Consider the following 16,227-nt stretch of genomic DNA (forward strand, 5'->3'; position numbering starts at 1 on the left):
AGGACCACCATGGGCAGCACCGAGATCGCCCGATGGAACGACCTGGCCGAAGGCGAGCCCCACCACGCGGTGGTCGCGAACGTGGACCTCGTGTTGCTGCGCGAGCCCGGAACAGAGAGCTTCTCCGTCATATACGGGCGCTGCCAACACCGCGGCGCCCTGCTCTCGGATGCCCAGGTCCATGGGAAACGCCTGGTGTGCGGCCTGCACGGGTCCTCCTACGACCTACGCACCGGCCGCAACACCAACCCCGCGCACAAGGGCGCCGACCTGCACAAGTTCATCGCCTGGCTCGCCGACGGCTCAGTGTGGGTGGACGAGGACGAGGTCGCCGCATGGGAGCAGGAGAACGCCCAGCCCTACCGCCGCTCCGCCTACCAAGGCGTCTACGCGGATTTCAAGGGCACCCCCGACGAGCCCCATAACGATGAGATCCGGCGCCTGGCGGCCGACGGCCTGGACAAGACCGGGCACCACGGTCCCGTCGCCGCCATGGGGGTTCCCGCCCGTGAACTGCCCTCCTGGCAGGACCTGCAGTTCGTCACTGCGCAACTGGCCACCCAGCCCCTGCTGGACGAGGCGCCCGTGGGCACCGACGTGGTCATCGGCCCCGGCTCCGAACGCCCGCTGCGCCTGGACATCCCCCTGCTGGTGTCCGACATGAGCTTCGGCGCCCTGTCGGAAGAGGCCAAGACCGCCCTGGCCAGAGGCGCCGAACAGGCCGGAACCGGGATCTGCTCCGGTGAGGGCGGGATGCTGCCCGAGGAAAAGCAGGCCAACAACCGGTACTTCTACGAGCTCGCCTCGGCACGGTTCGGGTTCTCCCTGGACAAGGTCGCCCGCTGCCAGGCCTTCCACTTCAAGGGCGGGCAGGCCGCCAAGACCGGCACCGGCGGCCACCTCCCCGGACACAAGGTCGCAGGCCGCATCGCGGAGGTCAGGGAACTGCCCGTGGGCGAGGGCGCGGTCTCCCCGGCACGTTTTCCCGACCTGACCGCACCGGCAGACTTCCGCGAGGTCGCCGCACAGGTGCGCGAGGCCACCGGGGGTGTGCCCGTCGGGTTCAAGCTCTCCGCCCAGCACATCGAACGCGACCTCGACGCCGCCCTCGAGATCGGGGTCGACTACGTGATCCTCGACGGACGCGGCGGCGGCACCGGTGCGGCACCGCTGCTGTTCCGCGACAACATCTCCGTGCCCACCATCCCCGCGCTCGCACGCGCGCGGCGCCACCTGGACGGGCGCGAGCGCGGGGACGTCACGTTGATCATCGCCGGGGGCTCCGGCTGCCCGCCGACTTCGCCAAGGCCCTGGCCCTGGGCGCCGATGCCGTCGCGGTCTCCAACTCCGCCATGCAGGCCATCGGCTGCCTGGGGATGCGCGCCTGCCACACCAACCTCTGCCCCGTGGGCATCGCCACCCAGGACCCGAGGCTTCGCTCACGCCTGCCCGTGGACGAGGCCGCCGAACGCCTGGCCCGCTTCCTGACCTCGTCCGTGGAACTGATGCAGGTCATGGCGCGCGCGTGCGGCCACAGCCACCTGAGCAGCTTCGCCCCCGAGGACCTGGTGGCGTGGAAACACGACCTGGCCGACCTGTCCGGCGTTGCGTACGGCGGCGTGCGCGACTGAGAGATCAGCGCGAGAAGCCGGTGAGGGGGCCGCAGGCGGCGGTCCCCTCACGTGTTGAGGCGCACACTTTCACCGCACGAACGGGAACCGGTCCCTGGACCGTGCCGCCGGGCATCCATGAGCCCGCGGCTAACCCCGGGGNGCGCGCTTCCCTTCGGGCTCGGCGGACCTCGATCTCGACCACTCCCGCGGTCACGAGGGTCAACAGGGTCAGGGTCACCAGGATCGGCAGCAGCGGGCCCACGGCCAGGAGGACGAACAGCAGGGCGACCGCGGCCACACGTTTGATACTGAACCTTCCTCCGGAGCGCAGGGTGAAGGCGATCTGCGCGAGCAGGTAGAGCGCGACCCCACCGGTCAGCGCGGCCAGGGGCACCCCGGTCAGGGGTTCGGAGAAGTGGTGGCCTGGGTCCCCCACGTATTCCAGGGCCTTCTTGAGCCCCAGGGCGGTGAGGAGGATGCCGGCGATCAGGGGCAGGTGCAGGTAGCTGTAGGCGTCTCGGGCCACGCGGGGCTGGTCGGCGACCGGCAGCTCGACGATGGCGTGTTCGGCGGTGGGGGCGTTCACCTCGAAATAGGCCCGCCACAGGGTGCCGGCGAGGCTGAGCCCGAGCACGGCCCCGAAAACGATCGGCCAGGACATCGAGAGCCCCGCGACACCGAAGCCGATCGAGAGCAGCGACTCCCCGAGCGCGATGATGAGGATGAGGGCGTGGCGCTCGGCGAAGTGCCCCACCGACCTGAGGCGCCAGCCGCGCGCCCCGCCCAGGAAATTTCCGAGGTAGTCGGCCAGCAGCGCCGCAGCCCACAGAGCGGTCTGCGTGGCTCCCTCCGCTGCTGCGGCCAACAGCAGCAGTGCGGTCGCGGCGAGCATCGACGGGGTGAACCTCATCAGTTGCGCCCGCAGCCCCGGGTCGCTTGCCGAGGCGATCCAGAACAGCACGAGATGGAGTGCGCGGAAGACGAAGTAACAGACTGCGATCAGCACGGACCCGGAGAGACCGCCGGGCGCGTCGTCGAACGCCTCGGGGATGGTCAACGCCAGGACGAACATGGTGGCCATCGCCACGAACATGGCCGCCCGCCCCGTCCCTTCGTCGGCCTTGACGAGGTTGCCCAACCAGGCGAAACAGACCCAGCTCCACCAGAGCACGCCCAGGATCAGGAGGCCTCGCAGGACCCCGTGCCAGCTCAAGTCGTCCGCCATGAACTCGGTGACCTGGATCAGGGCGAAGACGAAGACCAGGTCGAAGAACAGCTCCATGGGTGTGACCGAGGCGTTGCGGCCCGTCGGGCGCAGGCCTCCACGCAGAATGACCATGGCGACATTCTCGAACAGATTCTCGGCCGGCCCGACCGGAGGGCGGCGGCCCTCCGGAACCGTGGCCCACCGAGCGATGTTTCGCGCATCAGTGACAGACCAGGAGACCGGTGACATGAGACTGAACGAGGAAGCGTCGTGGCTGAGGCTGCGCGAGCACCTGCACGGGGTGCTCTGCACACTCCATCCGGAGCGGGGGCCCGACCCTCAGCCCGTGGTGTACGCGGTGAGCGAGGACGGGCACCTGGGGATCCCGATCGACCGCGTCAAGCCGAAGGCCTCGTCTCGGCTGCAGCGCGAACGCAACCCGGAATCCGACCCGCGCGCCGCCCTGCTCGTCGAGAACTGGGACCCCGACGACTGGTCCAGGCTCTGGTGGGTACGGGCGGGTCTCGAGCACGTGGGCGCACCCGGGAGACCGCTGCTCGAAGAGCTCAGCGATCAGCTCCAGGCCGGGTTTCCGCAGTACATCGACAAGCCCTTCCATCGCATCCTCGTGTGCCGCATCGTCCGACTCAGCGGATGGGCGGCGTCCGACGAGTGAGGTCGCCGGGGCCGGGCGTGGGGCCCGCGGATCTGAAGCACGGTCATGTCGGCTCGGGCGCTGAGGCCGGCCTCGCGGTCCTGAGTGCGGGGCCCTGGACGCAGAACAGGCGCCAAGGAGAGCCGGGGAGTGTGTGCTCGGACCCTGCCGGCCCGCTGAACAGGGCGCCCGAGAGCTGTCTCGGGGAGTTGGACGCGATGACCCGGAGCTCGGTGTTCAACAGGGCCGCCTCGTGGTCCATGCCGATCAGGACCGGCAGGAGGCGGGACTCCAGGCGCGCCGCGGGCACGTCCGCTCCGACGACACCGAGGAAGCGGCCTTCGGAGAAGACCGGGAGCGTGAAGGTCAGGATGTAGCGGTCGGTACCGCCGAAGTCGACGTGCGGACCGGTGATGTGCCGCCGTCCGGTCCGCTCGGGTAGACAGAACCATTCCGCACCGGCGTAGTCGTAGAAGTCCAGGCTGTCCGGGTCGAGGTCGACCTCGAGAAAGACCGGGACGGAACCGCGCTCGGGATACGACCACCACTCCAACCTGCGCGGCTGGTCGGCGAGCAGCCCCGGGCGCACGATGGCACCGGCGCCGACGACCAACTCGCTCTCGTGGCGCAACCACTCGAGCACGAAGGGACGAATGCCGGCGATGTCACTGCAGGTCGGCAACCTGTCCCTGGTGAGCGCGGCGTGGTGGCAGTCGATCACGCGGTGCTTCAACGCGTCCAGCGGGGCGAAGACGCGAGTACGACATCGAGGTCGTGCTGCTCGTGGAACTGCTCGCCGAACTCCTGCGGGACGGGCGCCTGACGCCCACGGTGCCGGTCGAGCGCACGATCACTTACCACGACCCCTGCCGGCTCAACAAGCGCAAGGGTGTGTGGGCTGAACCCCGCGAGATCCTGCGTTCCATCCCCGGGCTGGAGTTCCACGACGTGGACCGGGTGACCCAGTGGTCCTACTGCTCGGGGGGCGGGGGCGGACTACCGGTGGAAAAGCCCGAGCTGACCGCCGCGATCAGCTCCAGACGCCTGGACCAGGCCGCCGAACTCCCGGTCGACACCCTGGTCAGCGCCTGTCCCTGGTCGGAGCGCCCGCTGAGCGAGGCAGGCCGGTCCCGCGACATCGACGTGGTGGACATCCATGAGCTGCTCGCCGAATCGCTCGGGATCACCGTCGGCGGCAGCCGGGGAACCCGTGCGTCCGGCGGGGGCAAGGGCGGCTGCGGCGGGCAGTGCGGCTGCGGCGACACGGGAGGCGGCTCATGACCATCACCGACGAAGAGCTCACCACCGTGACCGATGCTCTGCGCGAGGTCCTGCGCGAGGACCAGGTCCTGACCGGACGGCCCGACCGGTTCAACCGGGCCAGAGTGCCGGCGCCCTTCCCGGTGCACCGCTGGGCCGAACGGCTCCCCGACCTGGCTGTGCTCCCCGAGAACACCGAGGAGGTCGCCGAGGTCGTCAGGATCGCCAACCGGCTGCGGGTCCCCGTGGTGCCGCGCGACGGCGGCACCGGGCTGACCGACGGGGCGGTGCCGCTGCGCGGGGGCATCGTCATCGACGTCAAGCGCATCAACGCCATCCACGAGATCGACACGGAGAACCGCACCTGCACCGTGGGGACCGGCATCAGCATGCTCAAGCTCAACGAGGAGCTGGCCCGCCACGGCCTGATCTACCCGGACGATCCCGCCTCCTACCCGTGCTCCCTGGTCGGTGGCCGGATCGGGACCAGCGGCTGGTCCCTGATCGGATCCCGCTACGGGCATACGCGCGACCTGGTGCTCAGCTTCGACCATGTGCTGCCCACCGGCGAGATCATGCACGTGGGCGACGGTATCGGCGGCAAGATCAGCAAGAGCTCCAGCGGCTACCAGCTCAAACACCTGTTCATGGGCCACCAGGGCACGCTCGGTGTGGCGACCCGGGCGACCCTGAAGCTCTACCCCAAACCCGAGGCGGAGTTCTCACCGTTCTTCGCCTTCAGCGACTACGACAGCGCGTACGCGTGCGTGGGTGCGTTCGCCCGCGCGGGCGTCGGCACCTTCTCGGGAGCCGTCCTCTTCGACGAGTGGAAGGTCGCCTACCTGCGCCGTGACGACGAGGCCTACATCCCGCAGCCGGCCGACGTGCGTGCGCTCGCGTGCTGCGTGCTCTACGGGCACGAGGACGAGGTCCGCATCGGGGCCCGCCGCCTGATGCGCATCGCCCGCGATCACGGGGCCCGCTATCTCGGCGACGAGATCTCCGAGGGCGACTGGGCCGCCCGGCACGACCGCTACGCCACCCCGTTGCACGGACGTACCAGGTCGGGGCAGGTGGTCCCGATGAGTTGGCACTGCGAGGACGCAGCCGTCAACTACACGAAACTGCCGCAGGTCACCCGGGAGTGGCACGCCATCATCGCCGACCTGCGTTCGCGGACCGACGTCTTCGACGACTGGGGCACGTTCTGTTACACCAGCGCCGCCACCGGCGTCGACTACCTCACCGAGATCGACGTCGGCATCTGGGAGCAGCAGCTCGACGACCGGGCCTGGGAGATGTGGGTCGGGGCCAAGCGCGACATCGCCGCGGTGGCCCTGCGCCACGGTGCCTCCATCAGTGCCTGCCACGGGTCCTGCCGCGAGGGTGAGGTCGATCTGGTCCCGGACGAGTTGGGGCGGGGCTTCGGCGTGATGCTCGACATCAAACGGTCCCTGGACCCCAACAACATCATGAACCCCGGCAAGTACCAGCTGGACCGGGCCTACACCTCCCCCGGAGGGGAACGATGAGCGCACAGAACAACGGGGCGGGGCCGTTCCGGTACTCCGAGCAGTACACCCCGCCCGATCCGGTGCGAGCCAGCGAGGTCGCCGTCACCCGCTTCGAGGACGCCTTCGAGGTGGATCCGCGGCTGATGGAGCAGTGGGTCCTGCAGCAGACCTTCCCGAACTGGGACACCCTGCGGATCATGCACGCCCGGGCCGACCACCTGGACTGGATGCACCGGCACTTCGCGGAGAAAGTCGTCTCCGGATCAGAGGTTCTGGCGGAGATCGACGAGTGACCCGGGCCCCGCGGAGGGCTCGATCGGAGGCACCTGTGACGGACGTACCCCAGCTCTACAACTTCGTCGGCGGAACCCAGCGGCCCGCGGCGAACGGACGCACCTACGACCTGGTCGACCCGGTCACGGAGGAGGTCTTCGCACGCGCCCCGCTGTCGGGGCCGGAAGACGTCGACGCGGCCATGCGCACCGCCACCGAGACCTTCGAGTCCTGGCGCGACACCACACCGGCCCAGCGCCAGATCGCGCTGTTCCGGATCGCCGAGGACATCGAACGGCGCGCGGACGAGATCGTGCGCACCGAGTCCCGGAACACCGGCAAACCCATCGGGCTCACCACGGAGGAAGAGATCCCGATGATCCTGGACGCCGTCCGGTTCTTCGCCGGGGCGGCCCGCTGCCTGGAGGGGCGTTCCGCGGGTGAGTACATGGCCGGGCTCACGTCCTGGGTGCGCCGTGAGCCCCTCGGGGTGTGCGCCCAGATCACCCCGTGGAACTACCCCATGCTGATGGCGGTGTGGAAGTGGGCACCGGCCATCGCGGCGGGCAACACCGTCGTGCTCAAGCCCTCCGACACCACGCCCATGACCACCCTGCTGAGCGCAGAGATCATGGCTGAGCACCTGCCGCCGGGTGTGTTCAACGTGGTGTGCGGCGATCGCGACACGGGACGGCACCTGGTGGCCCATCCCGTACCGGAGCTGGTCTCCATCACCGGCAGTGTCCGGGCCGGCCGGGAGGTGGCCCAGGCGGCCGGGGGCGATCTCAAACGTGTCCACCTCGAACTGGGCGGCAAGGCCCCGGTGGTGGTCTTCGACGACGCCGATCCCGCCTCGGCCGCGGCGGGTATCGCGGAGGCGGGCTACTTCAACGCGGGCCAGGACTGCACTGCGGCAACGCGGGTCCTGGCCGGTCCGGGTGTGCACGACGCGTTCCTCGAGGAGCTCACCGGACAGGCCCAGCAGCTGAGCACCGGCCCGCCGAGCGAGGACGGCGTCGCGTACGGGCCGCTCAACAACGCCGGCCAGTTCGACCGCATCGCCGGGTTCGTGGACCGGCTGCCCTCGCACGCCGAGGTGCTCGCGGGCGGGCGGCGGGCCCGCGACCCCGGTTTCTTCTACGAACCCACGGTGGTGGGCGGGCTGCGCCAGGACGACGAGATCGTGCAGAACGAAGTGTTCGGACCGGTGATCACCGTGCAGCGGTTCGACGACGAGGACCAGGCCGTGGCCTGGGCCAACGGGGTCGAGTACGGGCTCGCCTCCAGTTTGTGGACCCGCGACCACGGGCGCGCGCTCCGGGTCTCACGCCGGCTCGACTTCGGCTGCGTGTGGATCAACTGCCACATCCCGCTCGTGGCCGAGATGCCGCACGGCGGCTTCAAGAACTCCGGGCACGGCAAGGACCTGTCCATGTACGGATTCGAGGACTACACGCGCGTGAAGCACGTCATGAGCAGCCTCGACGGTTGAGAACGCGCCTCGGCACCCGGACGTCTCAGGAGGGCGACCGCCATGAAATTCAGTTACGTGATGCTGCCCGACTACCCGGTGGAGGACTCCCTGGAGTCCATCCGGCTCGCCGACGAACTCGGCTTCCACGCCTGCTACGCCGCGGACGAGACCTGGCACAAGGACCTGTGGCTGCTGTTCGCCGCGGCCGCCAGGCAGACGCGTGACATCCGCTTCGGGCCGAGTGTGTCCTCGGTGGTGCTGCGCGAACCGACCCTGATCGCCCAGGCCGTGGCGACCCTGGACGAGTTGTCCGGCGGCCGCGCCGAGGCCGTGCTCTCCAGCGGCAACTTCGGGCTGTTGGCGCAGTACGGCATCGACTGGGCCCGCAACCGCCCGCTGTCCCGGGTCAAGGAAGGGCTGCAGGTGCTGCGTACCTTCCTCGACGAGGGCGTCATCACCCACGACGGCGAGTTCTTCACCTACAACGGGCTGTTCACGTTCGCCCGCCCGGTGCAGGACCGTGTACCGCTCAAGCTCGGCGCCATGCGCGGGCCGAAGTCCTTCCAAGCGGCGGGACAGTACTCCGACGGGTGCCACCACGCGCTGAGCTACACCCCTGAAGCCTACGACTACGCGGTCGACAACATCAGGATCGGTGCCGAACGCGCCGGAAAGGACTGGCGGGACCTCGACATCGGCGCCTGGGTGGTCTTCGCGACCGGGCCGGACTCGGCTGCGGCCAAGGAAGCAGCGCGCAGCATGGTGGGGATCTACGCGTCCTCGATGCCCGAAGAACAGCTGCGCCGCAACGGCGTCAACCCCGCTGAGCTCGCACCGATCGTCGAAGCCATCGGTGCCGGGGACCTGCCCCGGGGTGTCGAGCTGACCAGCCCCGACCTCGCCGAGCGCCTGTCGGTGTCCGGTACCCCGGAGGAGTGCGCCAACCAACTCGCCGGCAACATCGTGCCCAGCGGCGTCAACCACATGATCCTCGCCGTCACCGACCGTTCTCTGGTCAAGGCCTTCACCGGTCGGGACCTGGACGGGGCTGCGGACGTCAACACACAGCTCCAGCTGGTCCACGACAAGATCATGCCCAGGTTCGCCTGAGGCCGCGCGACCCTTGGTCGGCAAGCACTCCGAGGTCCGGTGGGACTTGGCCGGCACGGCCGGGTCCCCGACCTCGGGCAGGATCGGTTGCTGCGCTTCCGGGCAGCGGACTGCGCTCCCTGACCGCAAAAAGGGCCCACCGGATGGTGGACCCTTGGATGACCTGCTTTTTCTGTGTCGGGACGGCGGGATTTGAACCCACGACCCCTTGACCCCCAGTCAAGTGCGCTACCAAACTGCGCCACGTCCCGTGATGGCCGCGCGGGCACCGTTTCCGGCGCCGCCGACGCGGTCGACTCTATCGCATCCCCGGCGGTGATCGGACATCGGGAACGCGGCCCGGGCAGGAACCGGAGGACGCTGATGCGGGGTGTGCCCGGGGGTTCCGGGCGGACGGACGGGCGAGGATCACCACACAGGTCGCGGCGGCGGTCGGGAACTTCCCCTCGGCTGCCGTGTGCGTGCGTGCCCGGATCACCGATCCACAAGGGGTTTCACGTGCCTCGGGGGCCGGGATCCCCGAGGCCACCCTGGTTGACAGGGGCCTGGCAGGCAACAGAGGTTGAAAAACAGCGCATATGTTCAACAAATGGACGAACAGTCCGACGCTGTACACAACCACCCGAGGAGTTCCCCCAGGATGAGCGAGAACAGCCGGTTCGAGCGCGGACGCCCCGTCGTCCTGCGCGGCGGCACGGTGCTGCCCATGGACGACGCCCGCACCGTCCTCCCCGAGACCGACGTCCTCGTCGTCGACGACCGCGTCGTGGAGATCGGGCGCGACCTGGACGTTCCCGACGGTGCCGCCGTCATCGACGCGACCGACGGCATCGTCATGCCGGGCATGATCGACACCCACCGCCACATGTGGCAGACCGCGATGCGCGGGTACGGGGCCGACTGGACCCTGACCCAGTACTTCGTCTGGTACTACATGGAGGGCGGCAAGCTCTTCCGTCCCGAGGACATCCACGCCGGCAACGCCCTGGCCGCCGTCGAGGCCCTCGAGGCCGGGGTCACCACGGTCGTGGACTGGTCGCACGGGCTCCAGACCGTCGACCACGCCGACGCGGCCGCCGACGCCCTCGAGTCGGTCCCGGGTCGGCACGTGCTGGCCTACGGCAACATCCAGGCTCAGCCGGGCGAGTGGGCCACCGACCCGGCCTTCCGTGACTTCGTGCGCCGCCGCTTCGACGGCGACCGGGACATGCTCGACATCCAGATCGCCTTCGACGTCACCGGCGACCCGGAGTTCCCGGAGAAGCCCGCCTTCGAGGCCGCTCGCGAGCTCGGACTGCCGGTGACCACACACGCGGGTGTGTGGGGCGCGACCGGCGACGACTCCATCCGGCTCATGCACGAGCACGGGTTCATGACACCCGAGACCGTCTACGTGCACGCTGCGTCGCTGTCGACCGACTCCTACCACCGCATCGCCGCGACCGGCGGCAGCGTCTCGGTCTCCACCGAGAGCGAGCAGAGCGCCGGCCAGGGGTACCCGCCCACGTGGAAGCTGCGCGAGCACGGCATCCCGGTGTCGCTGTCGATGGACACCAGCGCCTGGTGGAGCGGTGATCTGTTCTCCGCGATGCGCGCCACCCTGGGCGCCGACCGCTCCCGCGAGCACCTGGAGGCGCAGTCGCGCGGTGAGACCGTCACGCACGCGTCGCTGCGCGCTGACCAGGTCGTGGACTGGGCCACCCGCGGTGGCGCCGCCGCGCTCGGCCGCGGCGACGACCTGGGCAAGCTCAGCCCCGGCGCCAAGGCCGACCTGGTGCTCATCAAGAACGACCACTCCCCCGTCTCGTTCCCGATGCTGAACCCGTACGGCCACGTGGTCTTCCAGGCTCAGCGCGGTGACGTGCACACGGTCATGGTGGACGGGCGCGTGGTCAAGCACGAGCACCGCCTGGTCGACACCGACCTGGCCACGATCCGCCGGAACGTGGAGTCGACCATCGACCACCTGCGCAGCAAGCTCGGCGACGAGGAGTGGGTCAAGGGCATGAACCCCGACGTCCCCGAGACGAAGATCCTCGACAACCCGTACTCCTACACGGACTACAAGAGCGCGTCGACGCACGGCGGCTGAGCCGCCGACCACCGTGTGATGGGGCGCCGCCCCGGGCCCGTCCCGGGGGCGCCCCATCTGCGTTCCTGGGGCTCCGGCCGACCGAGGGAGCCGCTATCGCGCCCGGTACAGTTCCTCACCGAGCACGAAGGTGCTGTGCACCGGGTTTTCGAGGAGTTCGGCGGGGTCGGCCTCGAGCGGGTCGACGTCGAGCACGATGAAGTTCGCGTGCAGTCCGGGCCGGATGCGCCCGCTGGTTTCCTCCATCTCCCCGGCGTAGGCACCCCCGGCGGTCAGCGCGGTCAGGGCCTCATCCGGGGCGAAGGCGCGCTCCGGGTGGTACGGCGGCAAGGACGGATCGAGTGAAGAGCCGCCGGTGAGAGCGATGTAGAGGTTCGGCAGCGGCTCGTGCGGTGCTGTGGGTGCATCGCTGCCCAGGGTCATGGGCACACCCGCTTCCCGGAACTTCTGCCAGGGAAAGCCCTGTTCCTGGCGTTCGTCGCCGAGTACGGCCATCCAGTTGTCCATGATGGCGGGGTCGCAGTGCACCGGCTGCATGGAGGCCGTCGCCCCGATCGCGGCCATTCTTTCGACAGTCGTGTCGGTCACCGATTCGAGATGCTCGATGCGGTGCCGGCGGGGGCTCTGTGTCCCCTCTGCGGCGCAGTGTTCCAGCACCTCGAGCGCCATCTCACTCGTGCGGTCCCCGATCGCGTGCATCGCGATCTGCAGACCCGCCGCATCGGCCGCCGCGGCCACGGGCCGGATCCGTTCCGCGCTCCAGATCGGTTTGCAGTTCGCCCCGTTCGCGTAGGGCTCCCGCATGGTCGCGGTGCGCGCGTCGATGACACCGTCCATGATGAATTTGACCCCTGCGATCCGGAACCACGGAGCGTCATCGCTCTCCCCGACGCTCTCACGCAGCGCAACGATGTTCTCGATGCCGGCGAGATCCTGCTCGGGGCTGCTTCCGGGTTCGAGAATCACGTGGCCGGTGATGGGGAAGGGCAGGCGGCCGTCGCGGGCGATGAGGGAGCGGATCGCAGCCACATCAGCCTCGTTGAGCGCCATGTCCGTGGCGCCGGTAACGCCCGATTCCACGTAGGCCCGGAAGGCGTTCTCGAGGTGGCGGACGTGATCGTCCGGCGTGCTGGCCTTCTCCAGGAAATCCCCCGCGTACTGCCGCCCCGCCGTCTCGTACAGCATGCCGGTGGCCTCGCCGTCGGCATCGCGGGCGATCTCTCCCCCGACCGGATCGGGGGAATGCGCATCGATGCCGAGTTCTGCGAGCGCGGCCGAGTTCACCCACACCGAATGCAGGTCGTTCGCGTCGAGATAGACCGGCACGTCGGGCAGGACCTCGTCGAGCATGGCTGCGGTGGGATGCTCCTCCCCCACGGTGTCGAAGAGCCATCCCGCCCCCAGTACGCGGGGTGCACCCGGGTCGGCCCGGTGGGCGGCGACCAGTCGTCCGCGCAGATCGTCGAGGTCGTTGCAGTCCCGCAACTGCACCTTGCCGATCGACTCACCGAACGTCGTCAGGTGTGTGTGCGAATCGATGATCCCCGGAGCGACGAAGGCCCCGCCGAGATCGACCTCGGCGATGCCGGCGTCCTCCGCCTTCTGCGAGCTCCCCTGCTGAGCACCTACGGCGGCGCGGACCTCAGCCGGAGTGCCCACGGCGCTGAAGACTCCGTCGGTCACCGCGAACGCCTCAGCGGTTCGGTGGTCCCTCTCGGACGTGAACACGGTGGCATGGTGATAGATCGTGGTGGACATGGCGGAGGTGCCTCCTTCTGGTTCCGGGGTGGTCGAGTACAGGTCGGGGGTTTCCGGCCGGTCGAGTGTCATGCGCTGTGCCGGACCAGGGCGGTCCTCGACAGCAGGAGATAGGCCCCGGAGGCGACGAGCATGCCTGCAGGGACCGCCAGGTCAAGGCCCGTCGCCGCCGAGAAGGGGCCGACGAAGACGTCGGTGCTGATGCACAGGGACGAAGCCAGGCCTCCCAGGAGCAGGCTGAGGAGCCCGGCCCAGTTCCATCCGCGTCGGTACCAGAAGGTGCTCGCGGAGGATTCGTCCAGGAGCTGGGCACCGCTGTAGTTGTTCCGGCGCATGATCACGTCGGTGGTGAAGACCGCCATGAGCGGTGCGGAGGCGACGACGACCAGCTGCAGGAGGAGGGAGACGGAGGTGGTGAAGTCGTAGACCGCGACCGACACGATGGTGAGCACGGTCCCGATACCCGCGATGATCAGGACCGACGGGATGCGTCGGATCGGGATGCCCAGCGCCTGGAGGGAGAGGCTGGCGCTGTAGGCGGTCATCCCGTTGAGCGCGAGCGCCGATACGATCACCGCGACGGTGAAGATGGGGAAGTACCACGACGGCAGCCCTGACGCGAAGGCCCCCATCGGGTTGCTGACCATGTCGACGCCGGCCCCCGTGGCGATCAGCGCTCCGATACTGGTGAAGACGACGCTGGGCAGTGCGCCTCCCAGAGCCGTGGCCGCGGCGGTACGCCATGCCGGGGTCTCCTCGGGCAGGTAGCGGGCCATGTCCGGGCTGTTGATGAAGGAGATCGGACCGGAGGCCAGCATGGTGAAGCCCACTGTCATGGCGGTCGCCAGGGGCAGTCCGCTGAGTGGCTCGGCGGGGGTGTAACCCAGGTCGAAGTGGGGTGCCATGAACAACGCCGCCACCGCGAACACGAGCACCAGGCCGTTCGAGATGTACGGGTAGATCTTGATGATCAGTGCGTGTCCGTAGACGGCGACGACGACCGTGAGCGCCGAGACCAGGAGCACGACCACGACGCCGAGCGCCCTCGTCTGGGCGAACCCCAGTCGCTCGAGCAACCCGAGCCCGTTCACGGAGGCGGCGGACCAGGTCAGGGAGAGGTAGACCGCCGCGAGCAACCAGCCGTAGAGTCCGACGACCACACGGTTGCCCAGGACGCCGTACATCGCTCGGCTGATGACCGAACCCGAGGTTCCGGCGGCGGGGCCGCCGGCTGCGATGATCCCGGTGAAGACCGAGGCGAAGGCGGAAGCGCCGATGACGGTGAATGCCTGGGCCAATGTGAGCCCGAGCACCGCGATCATCACCGACCCCATCGTGAGGCTGAGGAAGCTGACGCTGGGCGCCGCCCACACCCAGAACAGGGCCCGGGGCCTGCCGTGCCGCTCGGAGTGGGGGATCAGCTCGATGCCTCGGGTCTCGGGCTGCGAGGCGATGTCTTTGAGTGCTTCCGACTGTGGAGAGGTCGGTGTGGACATGGACGGGCCTTTCGACGATGGGGGCTCTCGTCTGCGGTTGCCGCAAGCGTGGCCGGCCGTGGTGTTCCTCGGCACCGGACAGGCGGATCCCTCACCCGGAACGGAAGAGAGATTGGGGATTCACCTGCGATTATGCTTTATTGATCAGGTGACCAATAGAGCGTTTTGTTGAAATTAGAGCAACGGGTGAGCCATGTCAAGGACGACCGGAAGACGAGTGCGCAAGTCACCGCAGCAGCGGTTTGCCGAGATCAAGGCCGCAGCCGGCGACATCGCCCTGGCCGAGGGCCTGCACCACGTGACCATCCGCGGCATCGCAAGCCGCGCCGGAATCACTCCGGGGCTGGTCACGCACTACGTACCGAGCATGGACGAGCTGCGAGCGGACACCTTCGCAGCGCTGGTGCACGCCGAGCTGCTCGAGCTCGAAGCCGAGGTCGCGCAGGCCGATCGGCCCATCGACGCGCTGCGCACGCTGATCAGAACCCTGTTCGATCCGGATCGGGACCCCATCACCGGGGTCTGGCTCGATGCGTGGAGCCTTGGCCGGCACGTGCCGGCGATCGCCGATGCCGTCCGTCAGGAAATGGACTCATGGCAGAACTTCGTCGTGGAACTCATCGACCGGGGTCGGGACAGCGGGGAATTCACCGCGGATGACAGCGACGCGGCCGCCTGGCACCTGATCGGCACGGCGGACGGCCTCAACGCCCATTCGCTGGTGCGTTATCGCGATCCGGCGTCCAGGTCAGGGCTCTTGGCCCGGTCGATGGAACATGATCTGGGGCTACCGGCCGGTGCGCTGCAGGCCCGGGCCGACACGGGCGAAGAGCGATGAGGTGACCCCGGTGGGGGCCGACTCCCGGCTCACCCCGACCGCCGCCCGCGGGCGGCCCGGGAACCGTGCAGGAACGGCCCCTCGAACAGCGGGAGGTGCAGCGGGGACGGGGCACCGACCCCGCCCCACCACCTCACAGCGTCAGGAACACCTTGATCGACCGCCGCTCGCCCATCGCCGCGTACCCCTCCGCGGCTTCCTCGAGCAGCAGGCTCAGGTCGAAGACCCTCCCGGGGTCGATCTCACGGTCCCAGATGCGCCGGACGAGGTCGGACAGGAACCGCCGCACCGGCGCGGGACCTCCGTGCAGGTGCACGGTCGAGAAGAACAACGGTCCGCCCGGCAGTTCCACGTCGTGCGAGACACCCACGTACCCGATGTGACCCCCCAGGCCGGGTGGAGTCGATGGCCTGCATCATCGACTCCTGGGTACCCACCGCCCCGATGACACTGTGCGTGCCGAGCCCACCGGTGAGTTCCCGGACCCGTTCGACCTCGACGATGTCCGTTGCCCCGTAGAAGCGGGCCGGCCCCGGCCGATCCGCGTGGCGCGACATCGCGATGATGCTTCCGGCGCCCAGCTCCCGTGCGGACAGCCCCCCATCAGCCCGACCGCGCCGTCGCCCACGACCGCGACGGTCCGGTCAGGGCCGGCGTCGACGGCGACGGCGACGGCGACGGCACATCCGGGTGCTCCGGGGTGCGGACCCGGGACCCTTCGGCGTGGGGGATGCGGGCATGTTCGGCCTGGGTGCCGATGCCTTCGGCCACGAAAGAACCGTGCACGCACTTGGACTGACCTGCACGTGGCCCATCACCTGGTGCTCGGCCGGGTCGAACCCGACCGGGCCCACCATGCTCCCGCGGTCGGGGATCTTGCTGCCAGAGCAGGGTTCAGCGCCGATATTGGCTCTGGTAGCAAGATCTACTGGGGATC

The 16,227-nt window shown here is 69.2% G+C and carries 14 protein-coding genes, 1 tRNA gene and 1 pseudogene; 9 read left to right on the plus strand and 7 right to left on the minus strand.

Annotation, left to right across the window (positions count from 1 at the left end; all coding sequences use genetic code 11):
- The first annotated feature begins 9 nt into the window (after positions 1–9).
- Positions 10–1,631 (plus strand): annotated as a pseudogene (locus D474_RS29560) (glutamate synthase-related protein).
- Positions 1,632–1,635: 4 nt separating this feature from the next.
- On the opposite strand, the gene D474_RS0121270 reads toward D474_RS29560, so the two are convergent.
- A complete protein-coding gene (locus tag D474_RS0121270; RefSeq protein ID WP_449289364.1) occupies positions 1,636–3,069 on the minus strand; it encodes a low temperature requirement protein A in 1,434 nt (477 codons plus the stop codon).
- Between D474_RS0121270 and D474_RS0121275 the strand changes: the two genes are divergently transcribed.
- Positions 3,068–3,496: a PNPOx family protein gene (locus D474_RS0121275; protein ID WP_017615516.1), complete on the plus strand. Its 429-nt coding sequence runs from the start codon at positions 3,068–3,070 to the stop codon at positions 3,494–3,496. The two genes, D474_RS0121270 and D474_RS0121275, sit on opposite strands and share 2 nt — an antisense overlap.
- Positions 3,497–3,539: 43 nt before the next feature.
- Here D474_RS0121275 and D474_RS29565 read toward each other — a convergent pair whose 3' ends face one another.
- Positions 3,540–4,208, minus strand: a complete 669-nt coding sequence (locus D474_RS29565) for a cache domain-containing protein (protein ID WP_152476965.1) — start codon at positions 4,206–4,208, stop codon at positions 3,540–3,542.
- Between the two features lie 41 nt (positions 4,209–4,249).
- On the opposite strand from D474_RS29565, the gene D474_RS29570 reads away from it, so the two are divergent.
- Genes D474_RS29570 through D474_RS0121305 form a run of 5 tightly spaced genes read left to right on the plus strand, consistent with a single transcriptional unit; the run spans position 4,250 to position 9,106 of the window.
- Positions 4,250–4,756 (plus strand): (Fe-S)-binding protein, encoded by a 507-nt coding sequence (locus tag D474_RS29570; RefSeq protein WP_017615518.1) that lies wholly within the window; start codon positions 4,250–4,252, stop codon positions 4,754–4,756.
- Positions 4,753–6,267 (plus strand): FAD-binding oxidoreductase, encoded by a 1,515-nt coding sequence (locus D474_RS0121290; RefSeq protein WP_017615519.1) that lies wholly within the window; start codon positions 4,753–4,755, stop codon positions 6,265–6,267. The genes D474_RS29570 and D474_RS0121290 overlap by 4 nt, the downstream gene beginning before the upstream one ends.
- Positions 6,264–6,542 (plus strand): hypothetical protein, encoded by a 279-nt coding sequence (locus D474_RS0121295; RefSeq protein ID WP_017615520.1) that lies wholly within the window; start codon positions 6,264–6,266, stop codon positions 6,540–6,542. Before D474_RS0121290 ends, D474_RS0121295 begins: the two co-directional genes overlap by 4 nt.
- Positions 6,543–6,577: 35 nt before the next feature.
- Entirely contained in the window at positions 6,578–8,014 is a 1,437-nt protein-coding gene (locus tag D474_RS0121300; RefSeq protein WP_017615521.1) for a gamma-aminobutyraldehyde dehydrogenase, read from the plus strand.
- Positions 8,015–8,056: 42 nt separating this feature from the next.
- Positions 8,057–9,106, plus strand: a complete 1,050-nt coding sequence (locus D474_RS0121305) for an LLM class flavin-dependent oxidoreductase (protein WP_017615522.1) — start codon at positions 8,057–8,059, stop codon at positions 9,104–9,106.
- Positions 9,107–9,283: 177 nt separating this feature from the next.
- On the opposite strand, the gene D474_RS0121310 is transcribed toward D474_RS0121305, so the two are convergent.
- Positions 9,284–9,357: transfer RNA gene (locus tag D474_RS0121310), tRNA-Pro, on the minus strand.
- 389 nt (positions 9,358–9,746) lie between these two features.
- On the opposite strand from D474_RS0121310, the gene D474_RS0121315 reads away from it, so the two are divergent.
- Complete coding sequence (locus tag D474_RS0121315) at positions 9,747–11,198, plus strand: amidohydrolase family protein (protein WP_017615523.1); 1,452 nt, start codon at positions 9,747–9,749, stop codon at positions 11,196–11,198.
- Between the two features lie 93 nt (positions 11,199–11,291).
- On the opposite strand, the gene D474_RS0121320 is transcribed toward D474_RS0121315, so the two are convergent.
- On the minus strand, positions 11,292–12,956 hold the full coding sequence (locus D474_RS0121320; RefSeq protein WP_040704147.1) for an amidohydrolase: 1,665 nt from the start codon (positions 12,954–12,956) through the stop codon (positions 11,292–11,294).
- Positions 12,957–13,024: 68 nt separating this feature from the next.
- Positions 13,025–14,452, minus strand: a complete 1,428-nt coding sequence (locus D474_RS0121325) for a purine-cytosine permease family protein (RefSeq protein WP_017615525.1) — start codon at positions 14,450–14,452, stop codon at positions 13,025–13,027.
- A gap of 217 nt (positions 14,453–14,669) precedes the next feature.
- Between D474_RS0121325 and D474_RS0121330 the strand changes: the two genes are divergently transcribed.
- The gene (locus tag D474_RS0121330; RefSeq protein ID WP_017615526.1) at positions 14,670–15,290 is read left to right on the plus strand and encodes a TetR family transcriptional regulator C-terminal domain-containing protein; all 621 of its coding nucleotides are present in this window, start codon (positions 14,670–14,672) and stop codon (positions 15,288–15,290) included.
- 133 nt (positions 15,291–15,423) lie between these two features.
- Here D474_RS0121330 and D474_RS33590 read toward each other — a convergent pair whose 3' ends face one another.
- Positions 15,424–15,606 (minus strand): zinc-binding dehydrogenase, encoded by a 183-nt coding sequence (locus D474_RS33590; protein ID WP_394296542.1) that lies wholly within the window; start codon positions 15,604–15,606, stop codon positions 15,424–15,426.
- Positions 15,533–15,847 (minus strand): hypothetical protein, encoded by a 315-nt coding sequence (locus D474_RS34355; protein WP_394296543.1) that lies wholly within the window; start codon positions 15,845–15,847, stop codon positions 15,533–15,535. Before D474_RS34355 ends, D474_RS33590 begins: the two co-directional genes overlap by 74 nt.
- Between the last annotated feature and the right edge of the window lie 380 nt (positions 15,848–16,227).

This window comes from Nocardiopsis salina YIM 90010 (genome assembly GCF_000341025.1).
Lineage (GTDB): Bacteria > Actinomycetota > Actinomycetes > Streptosporangiales > Streptosporangiaceae > Nocardiopsis > Nocardiopsis salina.